Here is a 16,976-nt window from a genome sequence, read left to right on the forward strand (position 1 = left end):
ACAATATTCATTATCGAATTCGCAGATTAAATAAAAAACTTTTTTCGCCATATTATTTTTTAGTTATTCATGCTTATTCATCGGGGGTGGTATAAGAATAAACCTTTCTTTAGTAAGTGTTATTTTTCTAACTATACGAAAAAAAGATTATTTCCTGGGGTGCTATGCTGGTTTCTGCTTGTTAATAAAAGCAATATCGGTAATTTGAAGTATTGGATTTATCATATTTTAAACATGCATTACATTCCCTTTATATTTTTGAATGTTTGGCAGAAATAGAACGCTCGGTTCCCAATACACAGAGCGAAATAGATACGGGTGAAGATAAAAATTATTCCCTTTGACGAAAAGGTCTACGGATACACCACATCAAAAAAGGCGCCAGTGGGCGCCTTTAAACCTGACCATCACCCCTCAGGCTTTGCGAGATGGATAAGCGTGTCGACACGCGCGGGGGAGAGCGGTTCGCGCGGCTGCGGCAGCGGCCAGCCGTACAGCCAGCGGGCGCTGGTGGCGCAGACTTTCCCCTGACAGGCCCCCATTCCACAGCGTGTGGCGAGCTTTGCCGCCTGCCAGCTTTCGGCGTTTTGCACGTCGCCACAACGAATATCCTCACAACGGCAGAGCAGCGTATCTGCGGTGGTCGCGGCTTTTAGCGACTCCGGCAGCGCAAACGTCGTATGCAACGCCTGGGCAAAACGCTGCCAGCGGGCGCGCGCGGAGATGGCGCTTTGGGCCTTTTGCGGACAATTTGCGGCGGCATAGCCGGCAATTTCTCCCTCGGCTAACGCCAGCTCGCTGCCGCCAAAGCCGGTGCATTCTCCTGCCGCATAGATGTCCTGCACACTGGTGCGTTGATCCGCATCGACCCAAATAGCCTGATTTTCTGTTTTGCAGCCAAAGATTGCGCCAGGTTCTATATTCGGTACCAGCCCATAGCCAATGGCCAGCCTGTCGCAGGCGATCTCTCGGGTTTGTCCCTGGTGGCGCACGGTCACTGACTGCAGACAGGTATCACCCTGCGCTTGGATGACCTGGCTTGCCGGATGATAGCGGGCTGGAAAGAGCTCGCCGAACTGACGCAATTTTTCAGGCCAGCGCCATAGACCGGTTGCGAAACGGGCCAGTGCGGTCATCGGGGCCTGTTCGATGATGGCGACAATATTCCCGCCAGCGCGTTTCACCGTACTGGCGACCGCCAGCAGAAGAGGACCGCTGCCTGCAATGACCACGCGTTCCCCCTTGAGTTGTAGGCCGTGTTTTATCTGCGCCTGCAGGCCTCCGGCCCCCGTCACATTGGGTAGCGTCCAGCCGGGAAAAGGCAGCGAGAGTTCTCTGGCGCCGCAGCATAAAATCAGCCGCTGCCAGCGGATTTCGCCGCAGTCGTCTGCGGTTTCGAAGACTACGGAATGTGGGTTGGGGCGGGCAATCAGCCGGGCACCGCTCAGCAGCGTAATGTGGGGATGTTCAGCTACCGCCTGACGAAGCCGTCTGGCGTCCCGGGGGAGTGAGACCTGCGGCCCGTCGCGCCAGATTTGCCCGCCGGGGCGAGGGTTGTCATCAAGGATTATCACTGATTTTCCACAGCGTGCGGCAGCCAGTGCCGCCGACAATCCGGCAGGCCCTGCGCCAAGGATCAGGATCTCACAGTCAACGCTTTGCATGATGGCTCCTTTCAATCACCATTTCGGGCTGGCATTCCGTCTGGCAGGCCAGTACCCGGTGCCCGTTCACCGTGACGCGGCACTCCTGACAAACGCCCATTCCGCAGAAGGGTGCGCGCAGTTGACCACTCACCGAACGACGGGTCACGCCGTTGCCCACCAGGGCCAGTGCTGCTGCAATACTCATTCCGACGGGAACCTCACAGCTCTGGCCGTCGATAATTACGTTCAGGGTCGTCATGCGATGGCCTCCTGCTTGTGCAGGCGAGCGGGAAGCCAGGCATCCGGGGACACCGCCGGGCGCTCGCCAAGGATCTGGGCGCAAAGTAACTCGGCGGTTGCTGGCGCGGTTGTGACGCCGAGTCCTTCATGTCCCAGCGCCAGCCAGATACCCGGACGCGCAGGATGTGGGCCAATCAGCGGGTTACCGTCAGCCGATGCCGCGCGAAAACCGCTCCAGCAACGGATGATATTTAGCGTCTCCAGAGAGGGTAAAAAATGGCGCGCTCGCGCCAGCATCTGTGCCAACAGGGGGAGATCAACCTCGCGGTAGGTGTTATCAAACTGGCGGGAGGAGCCAATCAGCAACTGTCCGGTGGGGCGTGGCTGAATGTTAAATGCCACTGAGGTGCCGCCTGCATGGGCGCTGGCACCGTATCCCAACTCTACCAGCTGGTGGCTGAGCAAGGGGCCGTAGCGGTCGGTGATCGCCAACTGGCCTTTTTTGGGTATGAGCCAGTTTTCACCCAGCAGCGTGTTGGCACCCAGACCGCTGGCGATGACGATGGCGCGCGCGCGCAGTCGTTTGCCGCTGTGTAGGGTGACGTAAGGGGCATCAACAGTGAGGGCGCTATCCCGAAGGTGCGTTAAATCGGCATCGTTAATAAACCAGCGGGCGACGTTTGGGGCGTAAACTATCCCGTCGCCGGGGACCCACAGCCCGCCAGCGAGTCCGGCGGTGAGCAGTGGTTCGCGCGCGGCAAGCCGATCGCGGGTCTGCATTTCGCTGACAACCTGGTATTGTGCCATCCGTTGTTTTTTTTCTTCTGCCAGCGCAAGCTCTTGCGGCGTTTCCGCCAGCCACAGCGTGCCGCATCCGCGCAAGGCACAGCTTTCCGGCATCCGGGGCGTCAGTTTGCGCCAGCTCTCCAGAGACCAGGCGGAGAGTGCGAGCTCCGCAGGATCGTCATCCATGCACACCAGGTGACCCATACCCGCCGCCGTCGCGCCCGCATTGCCGTCATCGACCAGCGTGACTCGCTGTCCGCGAGCGGCCAGTTGCCAGGCGCAGGCGGCCCCGATAATCCCGGCACCGATGACGATGACGTCACTTTCGATCACAGCGAGATCCCCCAGCGGAACGGATCTTCAGGATTGAGGATCAGCTTATTATCACCACAGACCCATGCCTCTCCGCGGATCGTCGGGACGATCTTGTCGCCATGCGGCACGAAATGCGCCGTAAATTCGCTGCCGATGATGCTCGCCTGCCGCCAGGATTCTCCGGATTTGAGTTTTCCGTCCTCTGCCAGACAGGCCAGCTTAGCGCTGGTGCCGGTGCCGCAGGGCGATCGATCCCAGGCTTTACCGGGGCAGAGTACAAAACTGCGGCTGTCCGCGCGATCATCTTCTGCAAACAGTTCGATGTGATCGATAATACCGTCATGTTCGCCACGGATGCCTGCACGATCTAACCCTTCACGGATTGCCCATGCGTACTCCGTCAATTCAGGGATCTTTTCCGGCGAGACCGCGAACGGATGATCGTTGACAAGGAAGAACCAGTTGCCGCCCCAGGCGATATCACCCGTTACCGTACCGTGGATGGTTTCAACCTGTACCTGCTTACGCCAGCGGTAGGCCGGCACGTTTTCGACCGAGACGCTGCCGTCTTCGTGCAGCGTGGCGGTCACATCGCCCACCGGCGTTTCAATCAGATGTTTACCGGGTTGAATGCGCCCAAGCCATGCCAGCGAGGCAATCAGCCCGATGGTGCCGTGACCGCACATGTTCAGAAAGCCGCAGTTGTTAAAGAAGATGACTCCCGCCGTGGCCTGTGGCGAAACTGGCTCACAGAGCAATGCACCGACCAGAACGTCGTTACCGCGCGGCTCAAGAATAATGGCTTTACGCCAGTCGTCGTAGTCGCGGGAAAAGCGCTCGCGACGCTCGCTCATGTTCCCCGCTCCCAGATCCGGAAAGCCGTCGATGACCAGGCGAGTGGGTTCACCGCCGGTGTGAGAATCAATCACTCTCAGTTCACTGTACTGTGCTGTCATAGGATCTCCGGGAAGTTAATATTTTGTTGCTAAATGCTGACGCAAGCCCTGCGTCCCGGCTTGATCGCTTTCGTCACCGTAAATGACGAAATCAGCATAATGGCCGCTGTCATCGTTAAGGCGATATCATATTTATTTGTTATTAATCATTTTGTTAGTGGTGTGGTAAACCAAAAAAGGCAACCGCGCCAGTGGCTGGAAAAGGGGAAATTATAAATCTACGGCAGGATCGCAAAACGCAGTAAGGATGCTTGCTGAGTTAACAAAAAGTTAATAAATATTCAGATCACTAATCGGGAGGAAGCGTGATGTCCTGTGTGATTAATGATGTGCGGGCCCCGTCGCCGGTGCCTGAAGTGGCTGAACTTAGCCAGATATGTGAGGGGTTGGCGCGTCAGCGTCCGGACAATATCCAGACGTTGCTCCATGCGATGGCATTGATTGCGCCGCTGCTCAATGCTATTCCGAATGTGGTCTTTTTTATCAAAGATGTGCAGGCCCGCTATTTGATGGTCAATATGACCCTGGTACGACGCTGCGGGTTTAAGACGGTCGTTTCTCTGCTGGGTAAAACCTCTGCCGATGTTTTCCCTTCAGCGCTTGGGCTGGGCTATACCGAGCAGGATATGCGGGTGCTGCGCGAAGGGGTAACGCTGCGCGATCAGCTGGAAATGCATCTCTACAACGGTCGTGAACGCGGCTGGTGTTTGACCCAGAAGCTGGCGCTGCGGGATGCGCAGGGCCAGGTCATCGGTATGGCGGGGATTTCACACGATCTGCAGGAAGCGCAGGCGCGTCACCCGGCGTGGCAGCGGCTGGCGATCGTCGACGATCATATCCGCAACCATTATCACCGTCCCATCGCGATGGAGGAACTAACCGCCCTGAGCGGCATGTCGGTGGCGCAAATTGAGCGCTACTGTAAGCGTATTTTTCATCTCACGCCGCGCCAGATGATCCACAAAGTTCGGCTGGAAAAAGCCACCGAACTGCTGGCGGGCGATACGCCGATTACCGATATTGCGTTGCAGTGCGGTTATACCGATCACAGCGCGTTTAGCCGCCAGTTTAAGGCGATGACGGGCTCTACGCCGCGTGATTTTCGCATTACGCTTGCCGGGTAAGACACACTCACTGTGCTAATTTCGTCATCAAAGAGGAAGAAAACCACCAAGCAGTCGGTCGCCTGAAACGTCAATCTGTCAGTGAATATTCACCATTCATTCACTTTAAATTAACAAATTGACGACAAGGAACCGAACATGAGCAAGAAAGCCATTCACTGGAGCGGTGTATTCCCGGCAGTCAGCACCCAGTTTCGTAGCGATTATTCCCTGGATCTGGATGCCACCCATACGGTGATGAAAAACCTGGTCAAGGATGGTGTTTCTGGCCTGGTGGTGTGCGGCAGCGTGGGGGAGAACACCTCTCTGACAACGCAGGAAAAGCTACAGATCATCGAAGTAGCGAAAGATGCTGCGGGTGGTCAGATCCCGGTTATTGCGGGGGTGGCCGAATTCACCACCGCGTTTGCACAGAAGATGGCGAAAGAGGCAGAGCGCGTGGGCGTCGACGGTATTATGGTGATGCCTGCGCTGGTGTATTCCTCAAAACCGCATGAAACAGCGGCCCACTTCCGCAGTGTGGCTACGGCTACCGACCTGCCTATCATGGTGTACAACAACCCGCCGATTTACAAAAACGACGTGACGCCGGACATCCTGGCGACGCTTGCCGACTGCGACAACATCGTCTGTTTCAAAGACTCCTCCGGCGATACCCGCCGTTTTATCGACCTGCGTAATTCTGTTGGCGACCGCTTTGTGCTGTTCGCTGGGCTGGATGATGTGGTGGTCGAGAGCATTGCCGTTGGGGCGGAAGGCTGGATCTCCGGAATGTCGAACGCCTTCCCGCGTGAAGGGGAGACGTTGTTCCGCCTGGCGAAACAACAGCGTTATGAGGAAGCGATGGCGCTTTACCGCTGGTTTATGCCGTTGCTGCATCTGGATGCGCGCCCGGATCTGGTGCAGTGCATCAAGCTCTGTGAAGAATTGCTGGGGCGTGGCAGCGCCATTACCCGTCCACCGCGTCTGGCGCTGGAAGGGGATACCCGTGCGCAAGTGGTGGCGATTGTTGAGAAGGCGCTGGCGACCCGTCCACAGCTGCCGGATGTTGGCCTTTAAGTAAAGGAGTGATGATGACGCTACCTCTCTCTGTTTCGGGTCAGCAGTTTATCGCCGGACGCCGCGTGGCAAGCGGTGAGGCGACGCTGCCAAGCCTGCGTGCCGCTGACGGCAAGCTGACCGGATACCATTTTTACCCGGCCTCTCATGAGGAGGCCGCCGCCGCGGCGGAGGCGGCTGACCAGGCGTTTCCTGTCTATTCACAGACAGCGCCAGACGTGCGTGCCCGCTTTCTCGACACCCTTGCCGACGAGCTGGATTTGCTCGGCGAGGATTTTTTCGCCATAGCCCACCAGGAAACGGCACTGCCGCTGGCGCGGTTACAGGGAGAGCGCACCCGTACCAGTAATCAGCTGCGCATGTTTGCCGGGGTGCTGCGTCGGGGCGATGCCTTTGGCGTACGCATTGATACCGCACTCCCTGACCGCCAGCCCCTGCCACGTCCGGATCTGCGTCAGTATCTGACCGCGCTTGGCCCGGTGGCGGTGTTCGGGGCCAGCAATTTTCCGCTGGCCTTTTCTACGGCGGGAGGCGATACCGCATCCGCGCTGGCGGCGGGTTGTCCGGTGGTGGTGAAAGCCCATCCCGGACATATGGCGACGGCGGAATTGACTGCCCAGGCGATTGTGCGTGCGGTCGCGGCATCTGGCCTGCCTGCGGGCGTTTTTAACATGATTTTCGGCACCGATATTGGCGCGGATCTGGTTCGCCATCCGGCGATTCAGGCGGTGGGTTTTACCGGTTCGCTGCGCGGCGGTAAGGCGCTCTGGCAGCTGGCGCAGCAGCGTCCGCAGCCGATCCCCGTCTTTGCGGAAATGTCGGCCATTAACCCGCTGATTATTCTGCCGCAGGCCGTCGCCACGCGGGCAGAAACGCTGGCCAATGAGCTGGTGTCCTCTTTCACTTTGGGATGTGGGCAGTTTTGTACCAAGCCGGGGCTGATCCTTGTCTTACGCGGCGAGGGTATGTCCCGCTTCACGCAGGCGCTGAAGGTCGCGGTTGACCAGGCTCCGGCACAGATCATGCTGAATGCCCCGACGCTTGCCCATTATGAAGAGGGTGTCAGCGCGCTTGAGGCACATCCGCATATTCAGCGCTTGGCAGGGTCTGATGAATCGGTTATCGGCCGCGCGCAGGCCCGGTTGTATCAGGCTCCGGCTTCGCTGCTGCTGGCACAGGATCTACTGCTACAGCAGGAAGTGTTTGGCCCGCTGGCGGTATTGGTCGAGGTGGCCGATGAGGCGGAGTTGCAGTCCATTTTGCGCGTGATTCCGGGTCAGCTGACGGCTACTGTGCACGCTGAATCTGATGATGGGCCGCTGGCACAGCGCCTGCTGCCAGCCCTCACTGAAAAAGCGGGACGCGTTTTGTTTAACGGTTATCCGACCGGGGTCGAGGTTTGTGATGCCATGGTGCACGGCGGTCCGTGGCCTGCCACCACCGATGCTCGCGGTACCTCGGTAGGAACGCAATCCATCGACCGTTTTTTACGCCCGGTATGCCTGCAAAATGTGCCTGCCGCGCTGCTTCCGCCTGCTGTCCAGGATGACAACCCTCTGAACCTGCTGCGCCTGATTAACGGGCAGTGGACCCGGGAAGCCATTTCCCCCTCTGTTGACTGAAGGGCATGACCATGACGATTCACTCTACGCACCAAACACAGGCCCGCGTTGCTGAGGTGGGTAAATTTAAAAAGCAGCTAACGCTAACCGACCTGACGTTTATTGGGCTTGGGGCTATCTTCGGTTCCGGCTGGCTGTTTGCCGCAAGCCATGTGGCATCGATTGCCGGACCTGCGGGCATTGCCTCGTGGGTCATCGGTGGGATTGCCGTTCTGCTGTTAGGGATTGTCTATTGTGAGCTGGGCGCGGCACTGCCTCGTGCCGGGGGGATTATCCGTTATCCGGTCTTTTCCCACGGTGAGTTGATGGGGTATCTGCTTGGATTTATTACGCTGATTGCGTTTTCAAGCCTCATCTCCATAGAGATTGTTGCTGCGCGGCAGTATGCGGCAGCATGGTTCCCGATGCTGACTCAAACTGGTTCAAGCGACCCAACGTTGCTGGGATGGATAGTGCAGTTTTTGCTGCTGTGTTTGTTCTTCGGGCTGAATTACTACAGTGTAAAAACGTTTGCCCGTTCCAATAACATCATCAGTATTCTGAAATTTTTGGTGCCGTTGGCGGTCGTTGTGACGCTCTTTACCTTTTTCAAACCTGAGAACCTGCACGTTCAGGGAATTGCACCCTTTGGTATGTCGGGCGTTGAGGCTGCGATTAGCGCCGGTGGGATCATCTTCGCCTACCTGGGGTTGACGCCAATTATTTCTGTGGCGAGTGAAGTAAAGAATCCACAGCGTACCATCCCGGTGGCGCTGATTTTATCCGTGGTGCTGTCGACGATTATTTACGTGCTGTTGCAGTTGGCATTTCTTGGCAGTATTCCGACCGAAATGCTGGGTGGCGGCTGGGCGGAGATCAGCAAGCAATTCTCGCTGCCGTACCGGGATATCGCCATTACGCTCGGTATGGGCTGGCTGGCGTTTATGGTGGTGTGCGACGCGATTGTCTCCCCAAGTGGTACCGGCAATATCTACATGAACGCCACGCCGCGCGTGATTTATGGTTGGGCGAAAGCAGGCACCTTCTTTAAGACGTTTACCCACATCGATAAAGAGTCTGGCATTCCGCGTCCGGCGCTGTGGCTGACCTTTGCATTGTCTATCTTCTGGACATTACCGTTCCCGTCATGGGAACAGCTGATAAGCGTGGTGTCGGCGGCGCTGGTACTGAGCTACGCCATTGCCCCGGTCACGGCGGCGGGGCTACGTCGTAATGCACCGGATTTGCCGCGCCCATTCCGCGTGCGTGCCTTCGGGATTATCGGTCCGGTGTCGTTTGTGATTTCGGCGCTGATTGTATTCTGGTCTGGCTGGGGCACGCTGTCATGGCTGCTGGGACTGCAGATTGTGATGTTTGTCGTCTATGTGCTTTGCAAATCAAAAGTGCCGGTACACACCGTGAGTCTGGCGCAGCAGGTGAAATCGTCTCTGTGGCTTATCGCTTTCTACGCGCTGATTATGCTCTTCTCCTGGCTGGGCAGTTTTGGGGGCACAGGGGTGATTGGTCATCCGTGGGATACGGTGGTGGTAGCGGTGATGTCGCTGGGAATTTACTACTGGGGTGAGCGAACCTGTCTGCCGCGGGCTAACTTTACCGGTGATGAAGAAGAGTAAAGGAGTCAGTCATGGAGATGGTAAACCTCTCGTTAACAGAGGCTTATGCGCTGGCATATAAGGTGCTGCGCGGGAACGGATTCAGTGAAGCGCATGCCGTGGCGATCGCGACAAACGTGACCCACGGTGAGCGTGATGGCTGTGCCTCGCATGGTTTGTGGCGGTTGCTGGGGATTGTGGAGACGCGACGTAAAGGAAAGGTGTCACCTGATGCTGAGCCGGTTATCACCGATACCGCGCCGGCCATTGTGAAGGTGGACGCCGGTGGGGCATTTTCCCTGCTGGCATTCGAGCGCGCGCTTCCACTGCTGATAGAAAAGGCGCGCCACAGCGGTATTGCAGCCCTGGCGATTAACCGCTGTGTGCACTTTTCGGCGCTGTTTGCCGACGTTGAGCCGCTCACGGAGGCGGGGCTGGTGGCGCTGGCGACGACGCCCAGCCATGCGTGGGTTGCTCCCGCAGGCGGGACGCAGCCGCTTTTTGGCACTAACCCGATAGCATTTGGCTGGCCGCGTGAAGAAAAACCCCCGTTTATCTTCGACATGGCCACCAGTGCGGCGGCACGGGGAGAGATCCAACTCCATCAACGGGCGGGAAAAGCGGTGCCGGAAGGGTGGGGGATTGACGGTGACGGTCAGGCCACCACCGACGCGCAGGCGATCCTCGACGGTGCGATGTTGACGTTTGGCGGGCATAAAGGGTCGGCACTGGCGGCAATGGTGGAACTGCTTGCCGGACCGCTCATCGGCGATATGACCAGCGCGGAATCGCTGGCGTGGGATAAGGGGGCTGGCGGGTTGCCCTATGGTGGCGAGCTGATTCTGGCCCTGGACCCGGCCCGCTTTCTGGGACTGGAGGCTCCGCAGCATCTTGCACGTGCCGAGAGACTCTTTGCCGATATGCAGCGGCAAGGGGCGCGTTTGCCGGGCGAGCGTCGCTATCATTCCCGTACGCGTACAACTCGTGACGGTGTGGAAATAGCCCATTCGCTGTTCAAGGATATATCTGCGTTAGTGAAATAATTATTGGCATTATCGCGATAACAGGAGGGATGATGTCCCTCCTGTTATACGTTTATATAAATAGTTACTGTGATTAGCGATGCGCAGGTGTTAGCACACCTTCGTATCGCGCTAATAAAACCCCTGTAAATTACGCCAGTAAACTGGGGGAAGTCCAGATGTAAATAAGATGAAATAAGCGCGAATAGCACGCTTTTGGAATAAATAGAAAACGCCTTCATCCCAATAAATCCGGTATTATTCATCGTATTTATTCATTATCTTTCTCGCGCCTGAATATCCCCACGCTCCAGAAAACAACGCCTGTCGGCATCAGACCAAAAATGCGATCTAACTCACTGAAGCAAATAGCAAACTCTGAAACAACGCTTAATTGTACACTTTGCTTTACACTTTTAGTGATGTGAATCACAAATATAAACCCGCGAAGTGATCCGACTCTCACAAATTGGGGTGTACTCATTGAGCAATACATTATGAGAACAGCCTGGAAAGTTAAGTTTTCAGTATTTTCCTTCTCCAGTGACATGCAACGGTCAAGGGCAAATCAACACGCAAAAAAAAACTCGTTGAATATGAACGGGTAAAAAAATGACGTGTGATTTGCATCACTCATATTTACAGCTTTCTAAATTATTGCCAGTGATTAATGTTGACCGGGCTATTTCCATAATCAATCAAATCTTGCATAGTGCCTCCACATTATTTCTCCCCCTGGCTCAGGAGGCGAATAGTTATATTTCATCAGACTTTATTGATGAACCAGGTATGATTTACTTCACATTAATACGTACATGACCACTGTTACTGGAGAAACAAAATGAATTATCCGGCAGAACCCTTCCGTATTAAAAGCGTTGAAACTGTATCTATGATCCCGCGTGATGAGCGCCTTAAGAAAATGCAGGAAGCGGGTTACAATACTTTCCTGTTAAATTCGAAAGATATTTATATTGACCTGCTGACCGACAGTGGCACCAACGCAATGAGCGACAAGCAATGGGCCGGAATGATGATGGGTGATGAAGCTTACGCGGGTAGCGAAAACTTCTATCATCTGGAAAGAACCGTGCAGGAACTGTTCGGCTTTAAACATATTGTTCCGACTCACCAGGGCCGCGGCGCAGAAAACTTATTATCACAACTGGCTATTAAACCAGGGCAATATGTTGCCGGGAATATGTATTTCACTACCACCCGTTATCACCAGGAAAAAAATGGTGCGGTGTTTGTCGATATCGTTCGTGACGAAGCGCACGATGCCGGTCTGAATATTGCGTTTAAAGGTGATATCGATCTTAAAAAATTACAAAAACTGATTGATGAAAAAGGCGCCGAGAATATTGCCTATATCTGCCTGGCGGTGACGGTTAACCTCGCGGGCGGGCAGCCGGTCTCGATGGCGAACATGCGTGCGGTGCGTGAACTGACACAAGCGCACGGCATTAAAGTGTTCTACGACGCTACCCGCTGCGTAGAAAACGCCTACTTTATCAAAGAGCAAGAGCAGGGCTTTGAGAACAAGAGCATCGCCGAGATCGTGCATGAGATGTTCAGCTACGCCGACGGTTGTACCATGAGTGGTAAAAAAGACTGTCTGGTGAACATCGGCGGTTTCCTGTGCATGAACGATGACGAAATGTTCTCTTCTGCCAAAGAGTTAGTCGTGGTTTACGAAGGTATGCCATCCTACGGCGGCCTGGCCGGACGCGACATGGAAGCGATGGCGATTGGCCTGCGCGAAGCCATGCAGTACGAGTACATCGAACACCGCGTGAAGCAGGTTCGCTACCTGGGCGATAAGCTGAAAGCCGCTGGCGTACCGATTGTTGAACCGGTAGGTGGTCACGCGGTATTCCTCGATGCGCGTCGCTTCTGCGAGCATCTGACGCAGGACGAGTTCCCGGCACAAAGTCTGGCCGCCAGCATCTATGTGGAAACCGGCGTGCGCAGTATGGAGCGCGGAATTATCTCTGCGGGCCGTAATAACGTGACCGGTGAACACCACAGACCGAAACTGGAAACCGTGCGTCTGACTATTCCACGCCGTGTTTATACCTACGCACATATGGATGTCGTGGCTGACGGTATTATTAAACTTTACCAGCACAAAGAAGATATTCGCGGGCTGAAGTTTATTTATGAGCCGAAGCAGTTGCGTTTCTTTACTGCACGCTTTGATTACATCTAAAAAATAGTTATGGCCCCATCACGCGATGGGGCTTTTTTGTATTCCTTTTCCATGAACAGGAAGCCTTTGCGGTGCCCGTTACCGTGACATAACTAAAAAAAGTAAACCCTGACTCCGACATTTTTATTATCCGCATGATGTACAAATGACAGCTGTAATTATAACGAATAGTCTACAGGAACATTTATCATGGATATTAATGCCATTGAGCGACAGAGTAGTACCCCCGGACTGATTAGCGGAACCATGTTGGTTATCGCGACCGTAGTGGGTGGCGGGATGTTCTCCCTGCCGATTGCGATGGCCGGCGTATGGTTTCCCGGTGCGTCTGTTATTCTTCTGTTTATTGCCATCATGATGTTATTAACCGGTCTGATGCTGGTTGAAGTCAACCTGCATTATGGCGCCGGTGCCAGTTTTAATACCTTTACTCAGGATTTATTAGGCCGTAAGTGGAATATCGTTGTCGGTATCGCTTTCGGCTTTGTGCTGTATATTCTGACCTATGCCTATATTTCCGGATCGTCAGCGGTGATGGCGCAAACCGTGTTCAAATACAGCGGCGTGCGTTTTCCGGCGAATATCTCGGTGGTGATCGTCAGTATGCTGGTCGGCGCGATTGCCTGGTACAGCTCCTTGCTGGTCGGACGCATCACTACCGTGTTGATTATCGGTAAGTTTATCGCGTTCTTTGCTACTTTCTCCGGGCTGGTTGGTCATATTGAAGTGGCGAAACTTGTCGACAGCGTGGCGGTGGCGCTGCCCAACTCACAGTACCTGCCTTACATTCTGATGACGCTGCCGTTCTGTATTATCTCGTTTGGTTTTCACGGTAACGTGCCGAGCCTGGTCAAGCTGTATGGCAAGAGTGGGGTCTCGAATATCACGCGTTCGATTATCATCGGTACGCTGTTTGCCCTGCTGCTGTACATCTTCTGGCTGGGCGTCACGATGGGTAACATCAGCCGTTCCGCGTTCCCGCCAATTATCGCCAAAGGCGGCAATATCGACGTGTTTGTTGAAGCCATCAGCGAGCTGTTCACCAGCCGGTATATGGATCTGATCCTGACCTTCTTCGGCAACTTCGCAGTAGCCAGTTCTCTGCTGGCGGCGACGCTTGGCTTGTTCGATTACATCGCCGACCTGTTTCACTTCCCGGATGACGGCATGGGCCGACTGAAAACCGCGCTGGTGACCTACTTCCCGCCAGCCGCCGTGTGCTTCTTCTTCCCGAACGGTTTTGTGCACGCGATTGGCTATGCCGGTCTGGCCTTTACCATCTGGAGCGTGATCCTGCCGCCGTTCCTGGTGAAAGCCGCGCGGAAACGTTTTCCGACCGCCAGCTATACCGCGCCCTGTAATAACACCGTGCTTAACCTGGTGATTGTCTGTGGGGCGGTTGTCTATCTGACGGTTGTTCTGGACGTATTTGGTCTGCTGCCAACGTTTCGTTAGACGGAGTCAAAATGAAAAACGTGTTGTCTGTTCAGTCGTCAGTCGTTTATGGCTATGCCGGAAATAAAGCCGCTGTGCTGCCGATGCAGCTTTCGGGGATCGATGTCTGGCCGTTTTACACCGTACAGTTTTCCAACCACACCCAGTACGGGATGTGGCAGGGCATGGCGATGCCGCACGGCGAGCTGAGTGCCATCATCAGCGGGCTGGATGACCTGCAAAAGCTGGCGCAATGCGATGCCGTGCTGTCCGGGTATCTCGGGGATAAACGTCATTGTGAAGAGGTGATGCACGCGGTCACCACCATTCGTCAGCGTAATCCGCAGGCGCTCTATTTTTGCGATCCGGTGATGGGCGACCCGCAAAAAGGCTGCATTGTCGCGCAGGGCGTAGAGTCCTTTTTTGTCGATGATGCCATTCAACTGGCCGACATCATGGGACCGAATCTCTATGAGCTGGGCGTGCTGACGGGCAGACAACTGCGTGGTTTTGACGAGGTGGTGGAAGCTGCGCAGCAGCTGGTGTCGTGGGGTGTGAAGAAGGTGCTGGTGAAGCATCTCGGCGACTGTTCGCGGGACAAACAGGTGTTTGAAATGCTGCTGGTGACGCCGGAACAGACGTTACACATTGCCCGGCCGCTGTATACCTTTGCCAAAATGCCGGTGGGCGTTGGGGATCTGATTTGCAGCGTGATGCTGGCTTCACTGCTCAATGGTTATGAGGACAAGCAGGCGCTGGAGCGGACCACCAGTGTCGTCGATGCTGTGATGCGACTGACAAAAGAGCATGATTCGTATGAACTGCGGCTGATAGATGCGCGTCACCAGATAATGGATCCGCAAATTCGCTATCGGGTAGCGGTATTGTAGCGCCACGAGGGGGCTCTATGTTTCTGACATTGCTGCGGCTTCAGCATCCTCTGGTCTACCGTTTCGCGTGGCTTCGTCTGTGGGTGGCGGTGTTAAGAGCATGCGGTCTGCGTAAGAGGAAGGGGTGAGCATTTTACGCTGCTGTCGCTGCCGGATGCGGCTCGCGCCTTATCTGGCCTATAAATGAGCGTGAAACGCAGGCCTACAAATGAGTGTGAAATGTAGGCCTGATAAGCGAAGCGCCAGGTATTACACGCGGAAGTAGCGTGGTGGAATCAACGCGGAAAAGGCGTCGAACTTCTTCACCATCTTTTTCCAGAACAACATAACAACAATCCTCGATTTGAAACATCGGCGCTATTTTAGTCAGCGCCGACAAATCGTAAAGCCTGTCGCCTTGTTCCGTTCCTGGGGCGGTGTAAACCTTTTTGGTCACTGTGTCGTCAAATACGATTGCCGCGAATTTGACGGGGTTGACAATGGCTTACGCCATAAACCAGTAATAAAAGAGACCGACTTTCAGGCCGAGGATCACAATGTAGGCGCAGCAGTATTTCATGGTGCCAGACATAATCTGGTTGGCCTGACCGTCCATTTTGGTGGCAGAAACCGCGATGGCGATGCTTTGCGGCGAAATCATTTTCCCCCCCGTAGCGCCAGAGGTATTGGCCGCCGCCAGCCAGTTAGGATCGATATGCAACTTGCTGGCAGCAATGGTTTGCAGCTTGCCGAACAGAATGTTCGAGTTGGTATCGCTGCCGGTAACGAACGTGCCCAGCGCGCCAATCACCGGGGCGAGGAAGACGTACGAGCTGCCGGTCAGATCGACAATCGACTGCGCCAGCGTGGAGATAATCCCGCTGAGGTCCATCACCGTGGCCAGCGCGACGATCGCCATAATTGCGACGATAGAGTTTTTAAGCTGGAAAATGGTTTTGATAAATACTTCCAGCATCCCGCGTGCGGACGCCCCCTGAATAAAACCGCCGATAATGGTCGCAAAGATGATCAGCATCCCTGGTGTGGTCACCCATTCAACTTTCAGTGCCATCGTTTTACCGTCAGCCAACGTGAAATGCAGCACCGAAGCCAGTTGGGACGCCGCGCCTTTTATTGTCGGGAACAGCGGCGAACACAGCAGGATAAACACAAAAATAAACAGATAGATAGAGCCCACGCGGAACAGCACTTTTGCCGAGCGCGGCGTGGTTTCGCGGGTATGGCTGACCTCAATGCGCCACTCTGGATCGGTTTTCCCTTTGCGCAGGCGACTGACCATCGCCACGGCAAACAGGCTGACCAGGCTACCGGCAAAAGCGGGTAATTCCGCGCCAAGATGGATGGCGACAAAATATTGCGGAATCAGCGTGGAAATGCCGCAAATCAACGTGATCAGAAATACGCCACGAATGGCTTTCAGGCCGCCGCCAATAATGCAGACAATCACAAACGGCAGCAGGATATTAAACAGCGCGAGCTGCAAAATAATGGTTCCGCCTAAGGTATAAACCGGCAGATTAACCTGTTCAGCCAGAATAGAAACCGGGATCCCGACCGCGCCGAATGCGGTGGGAACGGTATTCGCCACGAGAGAAGCAATCGCTGCTTTCAGCGGGTTGAATCCCAGCGCAATGAGAATGCCGATCGGAATAGCGACCGCCGTGCCATAGCCCGCTGCGGCTTCAAGAAATCCACCAAAACACCATGAAATCAGCAGCACCTGAATACGCTTATCTTCGCTAATGCTGGCGAGAATATCGCGCAAAATATCCAGCGCTTTGGTCGCCTGCATGACGTTATAACTGAAAATAGCGCCGAGGATCACAATCACAATCGGCCATAATCCCTTCAGTGCGCCATAGCCTATCGCGGCTTTCAGATTTTGTACGGGCATTTCCCAGAATATTGCCGATAGTGCAGCGGTGAATACCAAAGAAATCAGTACGGAATAATGGATGGGCATTTTTAATTTCAGTATTAAAAATACCATAAGTAGTAAAGGAGAGAGTGCCAGGGCAAACATAAAATATTCGTTCATTGCTATTCCTGATTGGTTCATTAAACCTGATTTATATTTA

13 protein-coding genes are annotated in these 16,976 nt (G+C 54.8%); 8 read left to right on the forward strand and 5 right to left on the reverse strand.

What is annotated here, in order from left to right:
• Nucleotides 1-407: 407 nt before the first annotated feature.
• Genes OGY67_RS09860 through OGY67_RS09875 form a run of 4 tightly spaced genes read right to left on the reverse strand, consistent with a single transcriptional unit; the run spans nucleotide 408 to nucleotide 3,943 of the window.
• On the reverse strand, nucleotides 408-1,664 hold the full coding sequence (locus OGY67_RS09860) for an NAD(P)/FAD-dependent oxidoreductase (protein ID WP_286573908.1): 1,257 nt from the start codon (nucleotides 1,662-1,664) through the stop codon (nucleotides 408-410).
• The gene (locus tag OGY67_RS09865) at nucleotides 1,651-1,905 is read right to left on the reverse strand and encodes a (2Fe-2S)-binding protein (RefSeq protein WP_008786074.1); all 255 of its coding nucleotides are present in this window, start codon (nucleotides 1,903-1,905) and stop codon (nucleotides 1,651-1,653) included. Before OGY67_RS09865 ends, OGY67_RS09860 begins: the two co-directional genes overlap by 14 nt.
• A complete protein-coding gene (locus OGY67_RS09870; protein WP_286573909.1) occupies nucleotides 1,902-3,005 on the reverse strand; it encodes an NAD(P)/FAD-dependent oxidoreductase in 1,104 nt (367 codons plus the stop codon). Before OGY67_RS09870 ends, OGY67_RS09865 begins: the two co-directional genes overlap by 4 nt.
• Nucleotides 3,002-3,943, reverse strand: a complete 942-nt coding sequence (locus OGY67_RS09875) for a 4-hydroxyproline epimerase (protein ID WP_286573910.1) — start codon at nucleotides 3,941-3,943, stop codon at nucleotides 3,002-3,004. The genes OGY67_RS09870 and OGY67_RS09875 overlap by 4 nt, the downstream gene beginning before the upstream one ends.
• A 308-nt stretch (nucleotides 3,944-4,251) precedes the next feature.
• Between OGY67_RS09875 and OGY67_RS09880 the strand changes: the two genes are divergently transcribed.
• The 8 genes from OGY67_RS09880 (at nucleotide 4,252) to pdxY (ending at nucleotide 14,898) form a co-directional block, all read left to right on the forward strand.
• On the forward strand, nucleotides 4,252-5,067 hold the full coding sequence (locus OGY67_RS09880) for an AraC family transcriptional regulator (RefSeq protein ID WP_267442377.1): 816 nt from the start codon (nucleotides 4,252-4,254) through the stop codon (nucleotides 5,065-5,067).
• 138 nt (nucleotides 5,068-5,205) lie between these two features.
• Nucleotides 5,206-6,126, forward strand: a complete 921-nt coding sequence (locus OGY67_RS09885; protein WP_003830108.1) for a dihydrodipicolinate synthase family protein — start codon at nucleotides 5,206-5,208, stop codon at nucleotides 6,124-6,126.
• 14 nt (nucleotides 6,127-6,140) lie between these two features.
• Nucleotides 6,141-7,748 (forward strand): aldehyde dehydrogenase (NADP(+)), encoded by a 1,608-nt coding sequence (locus tag OGY67_RS09890; RefSeq protein WP_286573940.1) that lies wholly within the window; start codon nucleotides 6,141-6,143, stop codon nucleotides 7,746-7,748.
• Nucleotides 7,749-7,759: 11 nt separating this feature from the next.
• On the forward strand, nucleotides 7,760-9,361 hold the full coding sequence (locus OGY67_RS09895; RefSeq protein ID WP_286573911.1) for an APC family permease: 1,602 nt from the start codon (nucleotides 7,760-7,762) through the stop codon (nucleotides 9,359-9,361).
• 11 nt (nucleotides 9,362-9,372) lie between these two features.
• The gene (locus tag OGY67_RS09900; RefSeq protein WP_286573912.1) at nucleotides 9,373-10,383 is read left to right on the forward strand and encodes an Ldh family oxidoreductase; all 1,011 of its coding nucleotides are present in this window, start codon (nucleotides 9,373-9,375) and stop codon (nucleotides 10,381-10,383) included.
• A gap of 820 nt (nucleotides 10,384-11,203) precedes the next feature.
• Complete coding sequence (locus OGY67_RS09905; RefSeq protein ID WP_048215031.1) at nucleotides 11,204-12,574, forward strand: tyrosine phenol-lyase; 1,371 nt, start codon at nucleotides 11,204-11,206, stop codon at nucleotides 12,572-12,574.
• Nucleotides 12,575-12,763: 189 nt separating this feature from the next.
• Complete coding sequence (locus OGY67_RS09910) at nucleotides 12,764-14,029, forward strand: aromatic amino acid transporter (RefSeq protein ID WP_032942280.1); 1,266 nt, start codon at nucleotides 12,764-12,766, stop codon at nucleotides 14,027-14,029.
• Nucleotides 14,030-14,040: 11 nt separating this feature from the next.
• Nucleotides 14,041-14,898 carry a pyridoxal kinase PdxY gene (gene pdxY / locus OGY67_RS09915; RefSeq protein WP_286573913.1) on the forward strand — a complete coding sequence of 286 codons (858 nt, stop codon included), beginning with the start codon at nucleotides 14,041-14,043 and terminating at the stop codon, nucleotides 14,896-14,898.
• A 484-nt stretch (nucleotides 14,899-15,382) separates the two neighbouring features.
• Here the strand turns inward: pdxY and OGY67_RS09920 are convergent, their stop codons facing one another.
• Complete coding sequence (locus OGY67_RS09920; RefSeq protein WP_057068974.1) at nucleotides 15,383-16,936, reverse strand: L-lactate permease; 1,554 nt, start codon at nucleotides 16,934-16,936, stop codon at nucleotides 15,383-15,385.
• Nucleotides 16,937-16,976: the final 40 nt, after the last annotated feature.

Source organism: Citrobacter sp. Cpo015 (genome assembly GCF_030333035.1).
GTDB classification, from domain to species: domain Bacteria; phylum Pseudomonadota; class Gammaproteobacteria; order Enterobacterales; family Enterobacteriaceae; genus Citrobacter; species Citrobacter portucalensis.